We start from the raw sequence: 18,050 nt of genomic DNA on the forward strand, positions 1-18,050 counted from the left end.
CGTCCACGGGGGTGGCGGGCCCCTCTTCGCACGTATGCCTACGCCTGCCGGCGCTCCCCCATCAGGCGCGAGCCCGTGAGCTGCTCGCCGATCACGTCGTCCGGGTTGGACAGGACGCAGGTCTGCAGGGACAGACACCCGCAGCCGATGCAGTCGGTCAGGTGGTCCCGCAGCCGTCCGAGCTGCTTGATCCGCTCGTCCAGCTCCGTGCGCCACGCCCCCGAGAGCCGCGCCCAGTCCTCGTTGGTGGGCGTGCGCTCCTCGGGGAGTTCGGAGAGCGCCGTACGGATCGTCGCCAGCGGGATGCCGACGCGCTGCGCGGCCCGGATGAAGGCGACCCGGCGGAGGGTGTCACGGCCGTAGCGGCGCTGGTTGCCGCTCGTACGGCGGCTGCTGATCAGGCCCTTGGTCTCGTAGAAGTGCAGGGCGGACACCGCGGCGCCGCTACGCGCGGACAGCTGGCCGACGGTGAGTTCATGGATCTTCTCTGGAATCTGCGGCACTCCTCCAACCCTACTGTCCGCCTGTCCGTTGACAGCGAGGTCCTCACCCCCACATGCTGAGCAAGCGCTTAGAAACTGGAGTCACAGGTTCACGAAGGGACGACGGAAACATGGCTGAGCCGAGGATCTTCACCTCCGCCGAGGAGCTGCGTGCCGCGGTCGGCGAGCAGCTGGGGCACAGCGACTGGCTGGAGATCGAGCAGAAGCGGATCGATCTGTTCGCCGACGCGACCGGTGACCACCAGTGGATCCACGTGGACCCGGAGCGGGCGGCCGGCGGGCCGTTCGGGAGGACCATCGCGCACGGCTATCTGACGCTGTCGCTGCTGCCGACCCTGGTTCCGCAGATCATGCGCGTCGAGGGCATGAAGATGGGCCTCAACTACGGCACCAACAAGGTCCGTTTCCCCGCCCCCGTGCCGGTCGGCTCACGGCTGCGCGCCGGGGCCGTGCTGACCGAGGTGACGGAGGCGGGCGGCGGGGTGCAGGTCACCGCGACCGTGACGGTGGAGCGCGAGGGCGGCGACAAGCCGGTCTGCGTCGCCGAGTCGGTCTCGCGCTACTACTTCTGAGCGCCGACCATCCGCAGCACGAGGTCGGCGTAGAGCGCGCCGACCTCGTCCGGCGTCCGGCGGCCCTGGGTGTTGAACCAGCGCGAGACGTCGATGCAGAGCGACAGCACCGCGACCGTCGTACCGGCCACGTCCGGCACGTCGAACTCCCCTGCCGCCACGCCCTCGTTGATGATCCGGCGCACGGCCGCGTCGGACTCCCGGCGCAGCGCCACGATCTCGGTACGGTGCTCGGGCCCGAGCGCGTCGAGCTCGTACTGGACGACCCGCGCGGTGGTGTGCCGCTCGGCGTGCCAGCGCACGAAGGACCGTACGGCGTCGGCGAGCCGGTCGCCCGCCGTGCCCTCGCCGTCCGCCGCGGCCCGGAGGATCTCCAGTGCCTTGTCGTGACCGATGCGGCTGATCCGGTGGAGCAGCTCTTCCTTGGTCTTGTAGTGGATGTAGAGCGCGGCCGGGCTCATCCCGGCGCGGCCGGCGATGTCCCGGGTCGTGGTGGCGTGGTAACCGCGCTCGGCGAACGCCTCGACGGCCGCGACGAGCAGCCGCCTGGCCGCCTCGGGCGTGACCTCGCCCCACGGCGCGTCCTCGCCGCCGGGCGTCTCCTCCGTGACGCTCATCGTTCGCCCCATTCTCCAGCCGTCAGGACGAACACCATACAACGAAGCTGAGCAAGCGCTTAGAGCTTCTGGAAGGGGTCGTGCTCGGCGAGGAGCTTCTCGAGGCGCGCCTGGTCGACGCGGCTGACGATCTGGCCCGCCTCCTGCCGGTCGCGGACGACCTTGGCGAGCGTGAAGGCGGAGGTCGTGAGGTAGAGGACGGCGATGGCGAGGAAGGCGCGGACCCAGCCGTCCACGTCCAGGTGGTAGATGCCGACGGCGACGGCGGCGAGCGCGAGCCCGAAGGAGAGGACGGACTGCGTGTAGTAGGCGGCCGTGTTCTGCTGCTTGACCGGTGTGTCACTCATGGCCGTAAGCATCGGCCGGATGTGGCGGGCGCCACATCCGGCCGCGTACTCAGCGGTCCGCATCCGGGTACTCAGAACATGCACGTACCCAGAACATCCACGCGCTCAGAACATCCACGCACCAGAACGTCCACGCGCTCAGAACGCGGACACGCCCGTGAGCGCGCGCCCGATGATCAGCTTCTGGATCTGGCTCGTGCCCTCGTAGAGCGTCATCACGCGCGCGTCGCGGAGCAGCTTGCCGACCGGATACTCGTCGATGTAGCCGTAGCCGCCGAAGACCTGGAGGGCGTTGTTCGCGGCGCGCACGGCGGCCTCGGAGGCGTACAGCTTGGCCTTCGACGCGGCGGTGGCGAAGTCCTGGCCCCGGTCGATCAGGTCGGCGACCTGCCAGGTCAGCAGCCGGGAGGCGTCCACGTCGACCGCGATGTCGCTGATCAGCTCCTGCACCAGCTGGTACGAGGCGATGGGCTTGCCGAACTGCTCGCGCTCCCCCGCGTAGCGCACCGCCGCGTCGAGGGCGGCCTGCGCGATGCCGACACAGCCGGCCGCGACCGACATCCGCCCCTTGGCCAGAGCGGACATGGCGACGGAGAAGCCCTTGCCCTCGGGGCCCAGCATCGCGGAGGCGGGTATGCGGACGTCCTGAAGGACCAGTTCGGCGGTCGCCTGGCCGCGCAGGCCGAGCTTGCCGTGGATGGCGCGGCGGGTGAGGCCGGGAGTGTCGGCGGGGACGAGGAAGGCGGAGACACCCTTGTGGCCGGGGGCGTCTCCGGTACGGGCGAAGAGCAGGACCACGTCGGCCCAGGTGCCGTTGGTGATGAACATCTTCGAGCCGTTGACGACGTACGTGTCCCCGTCCCGTACGGCCCTGGTGGCGAGGTTGCCGGCGTCCGAACCGGTGCCGGGCTCGGTCAGCCCGAAGCAGCCGAGGGCGTCGCCCGAGGCGAGCCCGGGCAGCCACTCCCGCTTCTGCTCCTCGCTGCCCCAGGACGCGATGGTCTTGGCGACGAGGCCGAGCGAGACGGAGACGATGCCGCGCACGGAGGAGTCGCCGCGGCCGAGTTCCTCGGTGACGAGGCAGTACGAGAGGTGGTCGCCGCCCGAGCCGCCGTACTCCTCCGGGATCGTCAGGCCGAGGAAGCCGACGGCCCCCAGCTTCTTCACGATCGACCGGTCGACGTCCTCGGCGCGGTCCCACGCGACGACGTGCGGGGCGACCTCGCGGGCGACGAAGTCCTCGGCGAGCTGCCGGACGGCTTCCTGTTCCTCGCTGAGCTCCAGGTTCACTTCGCCACCGACCTTCGGGAAGACGTTTAATTAGCACTGCTAGTTTCCTCTGCGCAGGCCTACTATGTGCGCCATGGCCCGACCGCGCAAGCCCCTGCTGAGCAGAGACCGGATCGTCGAGGCGGCGAGTGCGCTCGTGGACGCCGAAGGCCTCGCGGCGCTCTCGACGCGGCGGCTCGCGGCCGAACTCGGGGTGAGCGGGCCGTCCCTCTACAACCACTTCCGCACCAAGGACGAGATCCTGGACGCGGTCGCCGACGCGGTCAGCGCGAAAGTCGACCTGTCGATGTTCGAGGAAGGCGACGGCCGCGACTGGCGTACGGCCCTGCACGACTGGGCAGCCTCCTACCGCGCCGCCCTCGCCGACCACCCGAACATCGTCCCGGTCCTCGCCCAGGGCCCGGGCCGCCGCCCGGCGGGCCTCCGGGTCGCCGACGCGGCCTTCGGCGCGATGGTCCGGGCCGGCTGGCCGCCCGCCCAGGCGACGTACATCGGCGCGCTGATGCGCTACTTCGTCACCGGCTCGGCCCTTGGCTCCTTCGCACGCGGCTTCGTCGACGACGAAACGGCGTACGACCCCGCCGACTACCCGCACCTCGGCCAGGCACACCTACTGGCGGAGCACCGGCAGAAGGTCGACGAGGGCGCCTTCGAGACGGGCCTGCGGGCACTGCTCGACGGGCTGGCGATGCAGTACGAGGCGGGGGCGCAGGGGAAGAACGAGGCGGGGGCGCAGGGGGAGAACGAGGTAGGGGCGCGGGGGAAGAACGGTTCGGCCGCTGCCGAACGGTGATCGCGGCATCCTGTCCTCATGGCATCCAAAGACCTCGCCGCCCTCGCCGCGCTCTTCGCCGACGAGACGCGCGCCGCGTTCGTGCTCGCTCTGCTCGACGGGCGGGCCTGGACCGCCGGGGAGCTCGCGCGCCACGCGTGCGTGGCGCCGTCCACCGCCAGTGAGCACCTCGGGAAGCTCGTCGCGGGCGGGGTGCTCGCCGAGGAGCGGCAGGGACGGCACCGGTACGTGCGGCTCGCCGACGCCGGGATCGCTCACCTGGTCGAGGACCTCGCCGCCCGCTCCGAGCCCGCCCGGAAGGCAGCGCCCGGCACCCTGCGGGCCGCGAGCGCGGGGCGGGCGATGGCCCGGGGGCGCACGTGTTACGACCATCTCGCGGGGCGGCTCGGGATCACGATCACCGAGGCGATGACCGCGCGCGGGCTGCTGCGCCAGGACACCGGGTTCGCGCTCACCGACCGGGGCATGGCGTGGTTCGGGGACCGCGGGATCCCGTTGGCGGCCACAGGGCGGCGGCCCGTCGCGCGCGGTTGTCTCGACTGGACCGAGCGCAAGCCGCACCTGGCCGGGATCGCGGGGGCCTCTCTGTGCCGGCACGCGCTGGACAGCGGCTGGTGCGTACGGATCGGCTCCGAGCGTGCCGTGAAGGTGTCCGCCGACGGCGAGCGCGCGCTCCAGGAGGCACTGGGCATCGATCCGGCGGTGCTCCGGTGAGGGAGCGCCTCGATAATTCGGTGAGCGCCGAAGGGTCCGGGGCCTACGGTCGCCCCATGACCAACTCCCCTGCCACCTCCGGATCCCCCACCTCGCCCCGCCACGCGCGCCTGGCGCTCGTCGCCGCCTCCGTCACCGTCGTCCTGTGGGCCTCCGCCTTCGTGTCGATCCGCAGCGCGGGGGCGGCCTACTCCCCCGGCGCGCTAGCCCTCGGCCGGCTCCTCTCCGGGGCCGTGGTCCTCGCGGCGGTCCTGCTCATCCGGCGCGAGGGGCTGCCGCCGCGGGCGGCCTGGCCGGGGATCGCGGTCTCCGGGGTGCTGTGGTTCGGGGCGTACATGGTGGCCCTCAACTGGGGCGAGCAGGAGGTCGACGCCGGTACGGCCGCGATGGTCGTGAACATCGGGCCGATCCTCATCGCCCTGCTCGGTGCCCGGTTCCTCGGCGAGAAGCTGCCGCCCCGGCTGATCGCCGGCATGGCGGTGTCCTTCGCGGGCGCGGTGGCCGTGGGGCTCTCGATGTCGGGCGAGGGGCACGCCTCGGTCCTCGGTGTCCTTCTGTGCCTGGTGGCGGCGGTCGCGTACGCGGGTGGTGTCGTCGCGCAGAAGCCCGCCCTGGCGCACGGAAGCGCCCTCCAGGTCACGACCTTCGGGTGTCTGGTCGGCGCCGTGGCGTGCCTGCCCTTCGCCGGGCAGCTGGTCGACGAGGCGGCTCGGGCGCCGCTCTCGGCGACGCTGAACATGGTCTACCTCGGGGTGTTCCCGACCGCCCTCGCCTTCACGACCTGGGCCTACGCCCTGGCCCGTACGACTGCCGGCCGGATGGGCGCGACGACGTACGCCGTGCCGGCGCTCGTGGTGCTCATGGCGTGGGTCTTCCTGGGCGAACTGCCCGGCCTGCTCACGCTCGCGGGCGGGGCGCTCTGCCTGGCGGGTGTGGCGGTCTCGCGCTCCCGGCCGAAGCCTCCGTCGAAGGATCCTTCGAAGGCCCCGGCCGACAGCGTCGGGACCCGCTAGAAGACCACCAGCGCCCGGCCGCCCTTGCCCGCGAGCATGTTGTCGAAGGCGCCCGGGATGCCGTCCAGGGTGATCCGTTCGGTGACGAGCGCGCTCAGGTCGAGGCGGCCGGCCCGGATGTGTTCGGCGAGGACGGGCAGGTCCCGGGCCGGGTCGGAGTTCCCGTACACGCAGCCGGACAGCGTCCGGCCCCAGTGGAAGAGCTCCAGGGCGTGGAAGGTGACCTGCTGGTCCTTGCCGCCGATGCCGACGACCGTGGTGCGGCCGCCGCGCCGGGTGGAGTCCCAGGCGGTACGGATGGTGGTGGCGCGGCCGACGCATTCGACGGCCACGTCGGCGCCCTGGCCGCCCGTCAGCTTCCGGACCTCCTTGGCGGTGGTCTCGGAGGCGACGACGTACTCGGTCGCGCCGGCGGCCCGGGCCAGGGCCTCCTTCTCGGGCGAGACGTCCACGGCGATGATCGGCGAGGCGCCCGCGATCCGGGCGGCCTGGATCGTGGCGAGGCCGACGCCGCCGACTCCGTACACGACGACCGACTCGCCCTGCCGCACCCGCGCCGAGTGGTGGATCGCGCCCCAGCCGGTGAGGACGGCGCAGCCGAGGAGGGCCGCGTCGGTGAGCGGAACGCCGTCCGGGACGGGCAGGACGCAGTTCCCCGCGACCACGGTCTCCTCGGCGAAGGCGGCCACGTTGAGGCCGGGGTGGAGGTCGGTGCCGTCCTCGGTGGCGGCGTGGACGTTCCCGGCGCCGGTGAGCGCGTCGGCGCAGAGCCAGACCTCGCCGAGCGAGCAGGGGTGGCAGTCGCCGCAGGACGGCGCCCAGTTGAGGACGACGCCGTCGCCGGGGGCGACGTGGGTGACCCCCTCGCCCACGGAGACGACCGTACCGGCGCCCTCGTGGCCGAGGACGGCGGGGACGGGCACCCGCATGGTTCCGTTGGTCAGGGACAGGTCGGAGTGACAGACCCCGGCGGCGGCGAGGCGGACCCGGACCTGGCCGGGGCCGGGCTCGGGCAGCCGGATGCCGGTGATCTCCAGCGGAGAGCCGACGGCGGGCAGGAAGGCGGCGCGGACCACGCTCATGACGCGTCTTGCTCCTCAGGTGCTCGGATCGGTGTGCGGATCGATGCTCGGATCGGTGGGCGGAACTGGCCGGATCGGCTCAGAACTGGAGGGACTTGGTCTGGAGGTACTCGGCGAGGCCGTGGGCGCCCAGCTCGCGTCCCACGCCCGACTGCTTGAAGCCGCCGAAGGGGGCCAGCGGGTTGAAGCGGCCGCCGTTGATGTCGACCTGGCCGGTGTCCATGCGGCGGGCGAAGGCGACGGCCTCCTCCGGCTCGCCCCAGACGGCGCCGCCGAGCCCGTACACGGTCCCGTTGGCGATGGCGAGGGCGTCGTCCTCGTCCTCGTACCGCAGGATCGAGACGACCGGCCCGAAAATCTCCTCCTGGGCGATGGTCATCTCCGGGGTGACGTCGGCGAAGACGGTCGGGGAGACGTAGTAGCCGGTCTCGCGCGGGGCCTCGGGGCCGCCCACGACGATCCTGGCCCCCTCCTCGACGCCCTTCTCGATGTAGCCGCGCACCCGCTGCTGCTGCTTGGCGTTGACGAGCGGGCCGACGCGCTCGCCGGGGACGTACTTGGCGACGGCCTCGGCGGCCAGCGCCACCGCCTCGTCGTACTGGTCGCGGTGGACGAGCATCCGGGTCCAGGCGCTGCACGTCTGGCCGGAGTTGCTCATGACGTTGGCGATGCCGACGGCGACGGCCTTGCCGAGGTCGGCGCCGGGCAGGATGACGTTGGCGGACTTGCCGCCGAGCTCCAGGGCGACCCGCTTGACCGCGCCGCCCGCGAGGGCGCCGATCCGCCTGCCGACGGCGGTCGAGCCGGTGAAGGAGACGAGGTCGACGCCCTCGTGCTCGGCGAGCGCCTGCCCGGCGACCGGGCCGAGGCCGGTGACCAGGTTGAAGACGCCTGCCGGGAGCCCCGCCGCGTGTACCGCCTCGGCGAAGAGCTGGGCGGTCAGCGGGGTGTCCTCGGCGGGCTTGAGGACGACGGTGCAGCCGGCCGCGAGCGCGGGGGCGACCTTGGCGACGATCTGGTGGAGCGGGTAGTTCCACGGGGTGATCGCGCCGACGACTCCGACCGGCTCCGAGTAGACGGTGGAGTTGCCGACCTTCTCCTCGAAGGAGTGGGTGGCGGCGAGTTCGGCGTACGAGCCGGCCACCGCGATCGGCAGCCCGGCGTGGACGGCGGCGGCGAGCTGCGGCGGGGCGCCGAGCTCGGCGGTGACCGTGGCGGCGATCTCCTCCGCGCGGGCCGCGAGGCCGTCGCGGAGCGCGCCGATCAGCTTGGCGCGCTCGGCGGGCGGGGTGGCGGCCCAGCCGGGGAAGGCGGCGCGGGCGGCGTGCACGGCGGCGTCGACGTCCTCCGCGGTACCGGCCGGCACGCGGCCGATGACCTGCTCGTCCGCCGGGTTGACGACCGGGATGGTGTCCGAGGTGGCGGCGGGCCGCCACTCCCCGCCGATGTACATCGCGTCGTGGCTCTTCATCCGCTGCTCCTTCGGTCCTTGCCGGTTCGACACCGGCACCCAAACTAGCGCTGTTAGTTTTCTGGCACCAGGGCTACTGGCACCAGGGCTGCCTCGGTCAGAAGTCGGCGCGGGTCGGCTCGTCGAGCCGGGCCACGGACTCCTGCCCGTAGGCCTTCCGGTAGGCCTCCCGGATGTCCTCGATGTGCGGGTCATGGAGCCGCGCCTCCGACGCCGGGTACAGCAGGATCAACTCGTACGAACGCTCCCGCTCGATGGTGCCGTTCTGGTCGCGCCACTGTCCACGCCCGTTCTGGACAGTCAGACCGGCCGGAAAGTCCGGGGTGACCTCGGCGTCGACGAAGGCCATGAACTGCTCGTCGGTGACGGCCGGACCGCCGTCGGGGCGCTCGGTCCCGAAGAAGAGCCGGGTCTCGACGTACGCCTTACCGCGCGCGGCCTGCGCCGTGGCGGCGGCCGGCGCCTCGGGCGTGTTCTCGCCCAGACCGGCGTACGCGGTGGGGGCGCCGACCGCGATCAGGAGCCCGGCGGTGGCGACGGCGACGCGGGTACGGGTGGTCAGCGGCAGACGGATGGGCATGTGCACGTCCTCGTGGTCAGGGGGGCGGGTCCGGGGCCCGGGTCTGGATCCCGGCTCAGTAATTCCCCAGTAACGGACCAGTTCTAGCGTCCCGGCCGAGCCCGCCCCGCCACCCTCGCGCTCCATCCCCCGGAACCACGCGGATGCGGGGCGCCGGCTTCCCCCGTACCAGCGATGGAGGAGCCACCCACATGCATCGCAGATCCACCGTCTGGGCCGCGGTCGCCGTCACGGCCGCGGCCCTGCTCGGCGCACCGGCCGCGACGGCCGCCCCCACCCCCGGGCAGCCGGCCGCCGCCCAGGTCGATCCGGGCGTCACGGCCGCCGTCGGGTCCGGCCGCGACGCGACGTTCTTCGTCGTCCTCGCCGACCGCGCCGACCTGTCGAGCGCCCGGCAGGAGCGCGGGCACGAGAAGAAGGCCGCCGCCGCGTTCGCGTCGCTGCGCGCCGGAGCCGCCCGCAGCCAGTCCTCGCTGACCCGCTATCTGGACAAGGCGAACGTCGGCTACGAGTCGTACTGGATCGCCAACGCCGTGAAGGTGACCGGCGACAAGGCCCTCGTGGCGAAGCTCGCCGCCCGCCCCGACGTGGCGTCCATCCGCCAGGAGCGGCACTACGCGCTCGACACCGAGGCGCAAGGCGCGGTCACCGCCGAGGACGCGGTGACCCCGGAGTGGGGCGTCAAGGACATCAAGGCCGACCAGGTCTGGGAGCGGTACGGCAACCGCGGCGAGGGCATCGTCGTCGCGAACATCGACTCGGGTGTGCAGTACGACCACCCGGCCCTGAAGGGCAACTACCGGGGAAACCTCGGGGACGGCACCTTCAGCCACGACTACAACTGGTACGACCCGACCGGCCAGTGCGCCGGCGGTACGCCCTGCGACAACAACGGGCACGGCACCCACACCATGGGCACGATCGCGGGCTCGGGCGGCGTCGGCGTCGCACCGGGTACGACGTGGATCGCGGCCAAGGGCTGTGAGGCCCGCAGCTGTTCGGACTCCTCACTGCTGAAGTCCGGCCAGTGGATCCTCGCGCCGACCGACCACAACGGCGAGAACCCGCGCCCCGATCTCGCCCCGGACATCGTCAACAACTCCTGGGGCGGCGGGAACACCACCTTCTACCAGGACATCATCGAGTCCTGGAACGCCGCGGGCATCTTCGAGGCCTTCGCGGCCGGCAACGACGGCAACGGCACCACCTGTTCGACCACCAAGGCTCCCGGCGCCCAGGCCCCGGCCTACGGTGTCGGCGCGTACGACGTGAACGGGAAGATCGCGGGCTTCTCCGGTTTCGGTCCGTCCCTGGTCGACGGCTCGATGAAGCCGAACATCTCCGCGCCCGGTGTCGACGTCCGCTCGACCTGGCCCGGCAACAGCTACCGCGCCATCTCCGGTACGTCGATGGCCACCCCGCACGTCGCGGGCGCCGTCGCCCTGCTCTGGTCCTCGGCCCCGTCACTCATCGGGGACATCGACGCCACCCGGGCCGCCCTGAACGCCACCGCGCGCGACGTCGACGACACCCACTGCGGCGGCACCGCCGACGCCAACAACGTCTGGGGCGAGGGCAAGCTGGACATCCTCGCCGCCGTCGACCGGGCCCCGCACACCGCGGCCACCGTCACCGGTACGGTCACCGACCGCGCGACCGGCGCCCCGCTCGCCGGTGTCACCCTCACCGCCCGCGCCGAGGACGGCCGCCGCTCGGTGACCACCGATGCGTCCGGCGCCTACCGGCTGACCCTGGCGGCCGGTACGTACACCCTCACCGCCACCGGCTACGGCTACCGGGCCGCCACCGAGGAGAACCTGACCGTCACCACGGGCCAGGCCCTCGACCACGACCTCGCCCTGGACGCCGTACCGGCGCACGCCGTCTCCGGGACGGTCCTCGACGTCACCGGCACGCCGCTGAAGGGTGCCACCGTGCGCTTCACCGACGCCCCGCTCGACCCGGTCGTGACCGACGCCGCCGGAACGTTCCGCTTCCCGGCCGTCGCCGAGGGCGCCTTCACCCTCACCGCGACCCCGGCCGCGCCCGTCCTCTGCAACGGCACGCACACGGCCGCCCTGACCGTGGACGGCGCCGAGAGCGTGACCGCCGCGCTGCCAGCCCGGAGCGACGCCGCCGGGAACAGCTGCCGGCCCGCCGCGTACGCGTGGGTCGACGGGAAGACCAAGCTGGCACTCTCGGGCGACGAGAACGCGAAGTCGATCGACCTCCCCTTCCCGGTCTCCTTCTACGGCGTCCCGTACAGCCGGGCGAGCGTCACCACCAACGGTCTGGTCAACTTCCTCGCCCCGCGCCTCGGCGACTACGCCAACACCGCGCTGCCCTCCCCGGGTCAGCCCAACGGCATCCTCGCCGTGTACTGGGACGACCTCACCCTGGACGCGAAGTCCGCGGTGAGGACCGCCACCACCGGCACGGCCGGACAGCGGACGTTCGCGATCGTCTGGGAGAACGCGGCCTTCGCCGCCGACCCCGGCCGCCGTGTCACCTTCGAGGCCGTCTTCGAGGAGGCGACCGGCGCGGTCGTCCTGCAGTACCAGGCGATCGGCGCCGGCTCCGCCCTGGAGGCGGGCGGCAAGGCGACCGTCGGCGTCGAGAACCAGGCCGGCACCGACGCCCTCCCGTTCTCCTTCAACGAGCCCGTGATCGCCGACAGGTCCGCGATCCGCATCACCCCGAAGGCGGTCGTCCGATGACATCCACCTCCCGGCGGGCCCTGCGCCTCGCCTCCGCCCTGGTCGCGGCCGGTCTCGCGCTCACCGCGCTGCCCGCCACCACCGCGCACGCGGACGACGAGCCGGTCGCGCGGGTCCTGACGGACACCGAGGCCGACGCGCTGGAGCGCCGCGCGGTCGAGGCCGCCGAGCCGCAGCAGGTCACTCCGCAGGAGGCGGCCTCACCTGGTCGAGCGCTCACCACGGACCCCGGTACGACAGCGACCGGCGGGGTCTCCCTCACCGCGGCCTCCGCCCTGGAGACGTATCGCGGTCAGGCCGAGACGGCTCAACTCGGCGGCGGGCAGGGCGATTTCCTCGCTGTGCACAGCCTCGGCACGGTCACCCGTCTCACCGCCTCGGGCCGTACGGTGTGGAAGCGGGACAACGGTTCGCTGCACGCCGACTGGCAGGTCACGAACGTCCGCCCGTGGCAGACGGAGCCGTATCCGGCGCGGATCACGCTCGGGTACCACGCGAACAGCCCGTTCGCGGATGTCGCGGACCGTGGCTGGTCGCAGGGCGATCTGACGGGTGACGGGGTCGCCGACGTCGTCTTCACGGCGGACGTGGGGACGAGCCCGTACCGGCCCTTCACCTCGCCCGGATCGCCGCTGTCCACCGGCACGTTCGTGACCGTCCTCGACGGCCGGACCGGCGCCACGGTCTGGAGCCGGCTCTTCGCCGACGCCCAGCAGGTCGTCCTGGCCGGCGACACCCTGCTCGTCGCCGACCAGCCCTCCACCAACCTGAACGCGGACAAGGCCGCCACGGCCACCCTGCAGGGCTTCCGCTTCGCCTACGCGGAGGGGACGCTGACGCCGACGGCGACCTGGACGTACGAGACGGGGAAGCGCGACGGCCGGTGGTCGTCGGTCACCCCGCTCGGCGGTGGCCGGGCGGCTGTCTCCTGGCACGTCCGCAAGACCGCCACGGCCCCCGCCGAGAGCCACACGCTCGTCCTGAACACGGCCGACGGCTCGGCGCGTTGGCGGACGGACGGGGGCCTGTACGGGCGTGAGGCGGTGCAGGACACCTCGCGCGGCCGGCTGGTTGCCCTGGAGCAGTCCGACTACCGCGACGGGCTGCGGTACGAGGTCGTCGCGTACGACCTCGCCGACGGCACCCGGACCGTCCTGGACGAGCGGGTCAACGCCGTCGGCACCGAACTGGCCGTCGGGAACCTGCGGGACGGCGGCGGCAGCGAGTACGCGGTCGCCGAGGCCACGCTCGACGAGTACCTCTTCGTCAACGCCTCCACCGTACGAGCGCTGAAGGGCTCGGACGCCACCGAGCTGTGGTCGCACACGGTCAAGCGCGGGGAGGACAACGACAAGGACGGGGACTCGGCGCTCGGTCTGGAGGTCGCCGACGGCACGGTCCTCGCCTCGTACGTGACGACCGAGGGCAAGGAGACCGCCGCCAACCCGGGCGGCTCCCGCTACGGCACGCTGACCGCGTTGAACGGCCGTGACGGTGGCGTCCGGTGGTCGCGGAAGGGCGCGGTGGCCTCGCCGCTGTACGCCCAGCCGTACCGCTCCGGCGACGACTGGCTGGTGCGGACGGTCGACAACGAGCAGAACATCCGCTCGTACCGGCTGAGCAACGGCCGCGCGAGTACGCTCACTCCGCTCCAGGCCGATCTGTCCACGGGCATCGCGGTGGACGTGAACGGCGACGGGAAGAAGGACGTGGTGGCGGCCGGGCAGTCGCACGGGCTGTGGGCGTACGACGGGCCCTCGCTGGCGGCCGGGAAGCCACGGCTGCTGTGGCAGGCCGCGCTGCCGGGGTCGGTGAGCGGGGACATCGCGGTCGGTGACACGGACGGCGACGGGCGCGACGACGACCTGGTGGTCGCGGCGGACGCGGCGGCGGTGATCGTGGACGCCCGGACGGGTTCGGTGCGCGAGGAGATCGACGGGCGCGGGCAGTTCGTCCGCTCGGTGACGGTCGCCGACCTCGACGGGGACCGGGACGACGAGGTGCTGGTGCCGACGGACGCGGTACGGGCCTACAACGGCGGCGGGCGGCTCCTGTGGTCGTACGTCCCGGCGGGCGCCGGCCCGGTCGTCTTCTCGGACCTGGCGGTGGCGGACGGCCGGGTGATGGGCTCGTACCAGACGCCGGGCTCCCTCGACGGCGGCGGTGTCGTCAACGGCATGGCGCTTGAGGGCCGGACGGGCCGGCTCGCCTGGACCGCCGACCCGACCTGGACCGGCGACCCGGACACCCGGGTCTACGCGGCGCAGCTCTACCACGGCGTCTACGCCTCGGCCGCCATCCCGTACGCCGACGGCCACGCGGTCGTGCACTCCTGGATCGTGCGGGAGGGCGACTTCCTGACGACGTACCTCGAGTTCCGGGACATACGGACGGGCAAGGTCGTCCGGACCGGCACGGGCGGCGGCCCCTGGACCCTCGGCAACTGGTTCACGGGCGACGAGGGCCTGGTCCTCGCGGGCACGGCGTCCTTCCGCACCTTCGCTTCGGACGGCGGCGAGCACGAGATCTACACGCTGCCGACCGTGCACCGGGGCGCGTTCGCGACCGGCCCGGGCGGGCGGCGGCTGCTGGTCGGCGGCACGGAGGGTGCGACGTACCTCTGGGATCCGGCGGTGCTGACGGCCGGCGCCCACTATCCGAACCAGCTGACCCGTCTGCAGGGCTTCGCCCAGCAGAACCTGATCGTGGCGGACCTGACCGGTGACGGCGTGGACGAGATCGTCGGCCTCGGCAAGGACAACACCGGTTTCGACCGGACGATCGAACTGTCCGGCGGTCGCTACCTCCTCTCGGACAACAGCATGCACGGGATGGTGACGGGTGTTCTGACCGCTTCCTGACGAGCGGAAAGAGGTCGCGTCGGCCCTGGGGGCGCCCATTAGAGTGGGCGCCCTCATGGGCGATGACATAGCGGCGGGTGCGCCCCCGGTGCTGCGGGTGCACCTTCTCGGCGGGTTCCGCGTCGACCGGGACGGCGGGCCACCGCTGGCCGAGCGGTGGCCGCGCCCCAGTGCCCGGACGCTGGTGAAGCTGCTGGCCGTCTCGCCAGGCCACCGACTCCACCGTGAGCAGGCCATGGAGACCTGCTGGCCCGAAGCGGATCCCCAGGCGGCGCTCGGCAGTCTGCGCGTCGCGCTGCACGCGGCCCGCCGGGCCCTGGAACCCGAGCTGCCGCCTCGCTCGGCCTCCTCCTATCTGATCGGCGAGGGCTCTCTGCTGTGGCTCGATCCGCGGACGGTGCGGATCGACGCCGACGAGGCGGAGGTGCTCGCCGAGGCGGCCCTCGCCGACGGCGGGCGCGCCGGTCTGGCCGCCGCCCTCGACACGTTCACCGGCGAGCTGCTCCCGGAGGACCGCTACGCCCCGTGGGCCGAGGCCCGCCGCGCCCGCCTGTCGGCCCTCCGGGAGCGCGCCCTCCTGGCCCTGGCGAAGGCCCACCTCGCGGCCTGCGCACCGGAGGAGGCGGTGCCCGCGGCCGAGCGCGTCCTGTCCTCGTCCCCGGCGGAGGAGGGCGCGCACCGGATCCTGATCGAGGCGTATCTCCGCCAGGGGCTGCGGCGGCGGGCGGTGGCGCAGTACCACCTGTGCCGGGAGGCACTGGACGCGGAGTTCGACGTGCGGCCCGGTGCCGAGACGGAGCGGCTGCACCGGGAGGCGCTCGCCGCGCCCGTACCGGCCTCCCGGCCGATGGGCCCCACGCTTCCGGCCGTGGTGCGCCGCCCGCCCGCCTCGCCCCTGCGCGGCCGGGACGAGGTGCTGGCCAGGCTCCTCGCCCCCGCGTCCCCGCCCGTGCTCCTGGTCACGGGCGAGGCGGGTCTCGGCAAGACCCGCCTCGTCGGCGACGCGGCCCGCAGGGCGGCCGAGGAGGGGACGGCCGTCCTGTGGGGGGCGGGCCACGACGCGGAGGGGCACACTCCGTACGGTCCGTTCGCCGAGGCCCTGGACGGCTGGCTGGCGGACCGGCCGGCCGCCGAGCGGGCCCGGACCGGCGCCGAGTATCCCGAACTGGCCGCGCTCCTGCCCTCCTTGGGCCGGGTGCGTCCGGTGTCGGGGCGGCGAAGTCCCGAGGAGGAGCGGGACCGCCTTTTCCGGGCGACTGCCGGGCTGCTCGGGGAACTGGCGGCGGAGCGGCCCGTGATGCTGGTGCTGGACGACCTCCACGCGGCGGACGCGGGCTCGTTCCAACTCCTCAGCCATCTTGCGCGCCGGGCGCACGAGGTCGGAAGGGGTTGGCGATTTCTCGCCACCGTCCGCCCCGAGGAACTTCCGGCCTCCGACCCCCGCCGCCACGCCCTCGACGCGCTCCAGCGCCAGTCGCTGGCCACCACCGTCGAACTGCCCCGGCTGAGCCGCGAGGCCTGCCTCGCCCTGACGGCGGACGTCCTTGCGGATGCCGGGACGGGTGGCACCGGCGGTCCCGGGGCCGTACCGGAGCGGGTGTGGGAGCTGTCGCTCGGCAATCCGCTGTTCGCCCTCGAACTGGCCCGCGCGGTGCGGGAGGGCGGCGACGGGCGGGCCGGCGCCCCCGAGACCGTACGGCAGTTGGTCGCGGAACGCCTCGGCCGGCTCGGCGGCGCGGCCCGCCGGGTGGTCGAGGTGGTCGCGGTGGCGGGCCAGGACGCGGCGCTCGCCGAGGTCCTCGACGTGGCCCGGCGGGGCGGTCATCCGCGGCTGTCGGCCGCCGAGGCGACCGAGGCGGTGGACGCCGCCGTCGCCGCCTCCGTGGTCGAGGAGCGGATCGTCGTCGCCGAGGGCCGGCCGGCGGCCGGGCTCGCCTTCCGCCACCCCCTGGTACGGCTGACCTGCTACGAAGGGCTGTCGACGGCCCGCCGCCGGCTGCTGCACTCGGCGTACGCGGAGGCGGTGCTGCGCCGCAGGCCGGAGGCGGTGGACACGCTCGCCGCCCATCTGGCCCGCGCCGACGACCCGCGCGCCACCGGCTATCTGCGCCGCGCCGCCGAACGCGCCGCCGCCCTCTACGCCAACGACACCGCCGACCGCTACTACGCGGAACTCACCGAGCGCCTCGACGCGCTGGCCGCCGAATCGGCCCGGGCCAGGATCGACCGCAGCACCGTCCTGCGCCGGATGGGCCGCTTCGAGGAAGCGGCGCGGCTCCTCACCGAGGCTCGGGCGGAGCTGCGGCGGCGCGGCGACCGGGACGGCCAGGTCCTGGCGACGTCCCGGCTCGCCGAGTTGATGCCGAAGACCCGGTCCACCGACGAGGGGCTGCGGATGCTCGACTCCTGCCCGCCCGGGCCCGGCACACCGGCGGCGACGGCGAGCGCGCACCATCTGGCGCGGGCGGTGCTGTGTTTTGTGGCGGGGCGGTACGAGGAGGGGGTGACGGCCGCCCGGGCGGCGGAGGAGACGGCGCAGGCGGTGGACGGCCCGGAGCGGCGCGGTCTGCTGGCCCGCGCGCTGGCGGCGCGGGCCACCTCGCTGGGTCTGGCGGGCCGGTTCGGGGAGGCGGGCCCGGTCGCCGACGAGGCGCTGCCGCACGCGGAGGCGTACGGCGACGCGCAGTTGCTCGCCTCGGTGCTGTCGGTGCTGCGGGAGACGGCGCGCCGGGCGGGGCGGCTGCGGGAGGCGATCGCGACGGGCCGGCGGGCGCTGGACCTCGCCGAGCGCTCGGGCGATCCGACCGCGTCGGTCTTCGAGCGGGCCAACCTCGCCGAGCTCCACCTCCTGGTGGAGGAGACGGCCGAGGCACGCGAGCTGGCGGAGACGGCGGTACGGGACGCGGAGCCGGGCAGCGTCTGGTGCGCGCCGTACGCGCGCGTGGCGCTGGCCCGGGTGCGGATGCGGATGGCGGAGCCGGGCGCCGTCGCGCTCCTCGACGCCGCCGAGGGCGCGTCGCGGGCGCAGGGCGACCACCAGGCGCGGCTCGAGGTGCGTGCGGCGCGCGCCGAGTGGGCGATACGGGAGGACCGGCCGGGCGAGGCGCTGGCCCTGCTGGCGGAGAGCCGGGAGCCGGGGACCGCGCATCTGACGGCCTGGGCCCAACTGGCGTGCGGGCGGGCCGATGAGGCGGTCGCGGTGGCCGGCACGGAGGTCGTGCGGGCGGAGGGGGCCGGGGAACGGCTCGCGGAGACGGAGGCCCGTACCGCGCACGCCGCCGCCCTCGCGGCCCTCGGCCGCGCGCGGGAGGCGGCGGAAGGGTTCGACAGGGCGGCGGCGCTGGCGGCGGAACTGCCGTATCCCGCGGGCGCGCTCCGGGTGGCGCGGGCCCGCGGGACGGCGGACGGCATGCCGGTCAGATCGACCGCGCTACGTCCCTGAGGCGACGGCGTACCGGTCGGATCGACCGGGCGACGTCGTGAGCCGGCG

Annotated in this window: 14 protein-coding genes; 7 read left to right on the forward strand and 7 right to left on the reverse strand. The window is 73.7% G+C overall.

All coding sequences use genetic code 11. From position 1 onward, the window contains the following. Nucleotides 1–38 precede the first annotated feature (38 nt). Entirely contained in the window at nucleotides 39–503 is a 465-nt protein-coding gene (soxR, locus tag Q5762_RS25260) for a redox-sensitive transcriptional activator SoxR (protein ID WP_315894524.1), read from the reverse strand. A gap of 110 nt (nucleotides 504–613) precedes the next feature. Between soxR and Q5762_RS25265 the strand changes: the two genes are divergently transcribed. Next, complete coding sequence (locus tag Q5762_RS25265) at nucleotides 614–1,075, forward strand: MaoC family dehydratase (protein ID WP_315894525.1); 462 nt, start codon at nucleotides 614–616, stop codon at nucleotides 1,073–1,075. Here the strand turns inward: Q5762_RS25265 and Q5762_RS25270 are convergent. The 3 genes from Q5762_RS25270 to Q5762_RS25280 form a co-directional block, all read right to left on the reverse strand. Continuing rightward, nucleotides 1,066–1,692 carry a TetR/AcrR family transcriptional regulator gene (locus tag Q5762_RS25270; RefSeq protein ID WP_315894526.1) on the reverse strand — a complete coding sequence of 209 codons (627 nt, stop codon included), beginning with the start codon at nucleotides 1,690–1,692 and terminating at the stop codon, nucleotides 1,066–1,068. The two genes, Q5762_RS25265 and Q5762_RS25270, sit on opposite strands and share 10 nt — an antisense overlap. A 59-nt stretch (nucleotides 1,693–1,751) precedes the next feature. Beyond that, complete coding sequence (locus Q5762_RS25275) at nucleotides 1,752–2,039, reverse strand: YiaA/YiaB family inner membrane protein (RefSeq protein ID WP_315894527.1); 288 nt, start codon at nucleotides 2,037–2,039, stop codon at nucleotides 1,752–1,754. 138 nt (nucleotides 2,040–2,177) lie between these two features. Continuing rightward, on the reverse strand, nucleotides 2,178–3,329 hold the full coding sequence (locus Q5762_RS25280) for an acyl-CoA dehydrogenase family protein (protein ID WP_315894528.1): 1,152 nt from the start codon (nucleotides 3,327–3,329) through the stop codon (nucleotides 2,178–2,180). Between the two features lie 73 nt (nucleotides 3,330–3,402). Here Q5762_RS25280 and Q5762_RS25285 point away from each other — a divergent pair, with 73 nt between their 5' ends. The 3 genes from Q5762_RS25285 to Q5762_RS25295 are packed head-to-tail and all read left to right on the forward strand — an operon-like array spanning nucleotide 3,403 to nucleotide 5,849. Further along, nucleotides 3,403–4,122: a TetR/AcrR family transcriptional regulator C-terminal domain-containing protein gene (locus Q5762_RS25285; protein WP_315894529.1), complete on the forward strand. Its 720-nt coding sequence runs from the start codon at nucleotides 3,403–3,405 to the stop codon at nucleotides 4,120–4,122. An 18-nt stretch (nucleotides 4,123–4,140) separates the two neighbouring features. Beyond that, nucleotides 4,141–4,836, forward strand: coding sequence for a winged helix-turn-helix domain-containing protein (locus tag Q5762_RS25290; RefSeq protein WP_315894530.1), 696 nt, complete (start codon nucleotides 4,141–4,143; stop codon nucleotides 4,834–4,836). Nucleotides 4,837–4,892: 56 nt separating this feature from the next. After that, a complete protein-coding gene (locus Q5762_RS25295) occupies nucleotides 4,893–5,849 on the forward strand; it encodes a DMT family transporter (RefSeq protein ID WP_315894531.1) in 957 nt (318 codons plus the stop codon). On the opposite strand, the gene Q5762_RS25300 is transcribed toward Q5762_RS25295, so the two are convergent. The 3 genes from Q5762_RS25300 to Q5762_RS25310 form a co-directional block, all read right to left on the reverse strand. Next, entirely contained in the window at nucleotides 5,846–6,925 is a 1,080-nt protein-coding gene (locus Q5762_RS25300; protein WP_315894552.1) for a Zn-dependent alcohol dehydrogenase, read from the reverse strand. The two genes, Q5762_RS25295 and Q5762_RS25300, sit on opposite strands and share 4 nt — an antisense overlap. A gap of 85 nt (nucleotides 6,926–7,010) precedes the next feature. Further along, nucleotides 7,011–8,402, reverse strand: a complete 1,392-nt coding sequence (locus Q5762_RS25305) for an aldehyde dehydrogenase family protein (protein WP_315894532.1) — start codon at nucleotides 8,400–8,402, stop codon at nucleotides 7,011–7,013. Between the two features lie 97 nt (nucleotides 8,403–8,499). Then, the gene (locus Q5762_RS25310; RefSeq protein ID WP_315894533.1) at nucleotides 8,500–8,982 is read right to left on the reverse strand and encodes a DUF3574 domain-containing protein; all 483 of its coding nucleotides are present in this window, start codon (nucleotides 8,980–8,982) and stop codon (nucleotides 8,500–8,502) included. A gap of 191 nt (nucleotides 8,983–9,173) precedes the next feature. On the opposite strand from Q5762_RS25310, the gene Q5762_RS25315 reads away from it, so the two are divergent. From Q5762_RS25315 to Q5762_RS25325, 3 genes are read left to right on the forward strand one after another with little or no spacing between them, the layout of a single operon-like run. Further along, nucleotides 9,174–11,699, forward strand: a complete 2,526-nt coding sequence (locus Q5762_RS25315; RefSeq protein ID WP_315894534.1) for a S8 family serine peptidase — start codon at nucleotides 9,174–9,176, stop codon at nucleotides 11,697–11,699. Continuing rightward, a complete protein-coding gene (locus Q5762_RS25320; protein WP_315894535.1) occupies nucleotides 11,696–14,560 on the forward strand; it encodes an FG-GAP-like repeat-containing protein in 2,865 nt (954 codons plus the stop codon). Before Q5762_RS25315 ends, Q5762_RS25320 begins: the two co-directional genes overlap by 4 nt. A 55-nt stretch (nucleotides 14,561–14,615) precedes the next feature. Beyond that, nucleotides 14,616–18,002 (forward strand): AAA family ATPase, encoded by a 3,387-nt coding sequence (locus Q5762_RS25325; RefSeq protein ID WP_315894536.1) that lies wholly within the window; start codon nucleotides 14,616–14,618, stop codon nucleotides 18,000–18,002. Nucleotides 18,003–18,050 lie beyond the last annotated feature (48 nt).

The sequence above is a fragment of the Streptomyces sp. P9(2023) genome, assembly GCF_032436795.1.
In the GTDB taxonomy this organism is placed as follows: Bacteria; Actinomycetota; Actinomycetes; order Streptomycetales; family Streptomycetaceae; genus Streptomyces.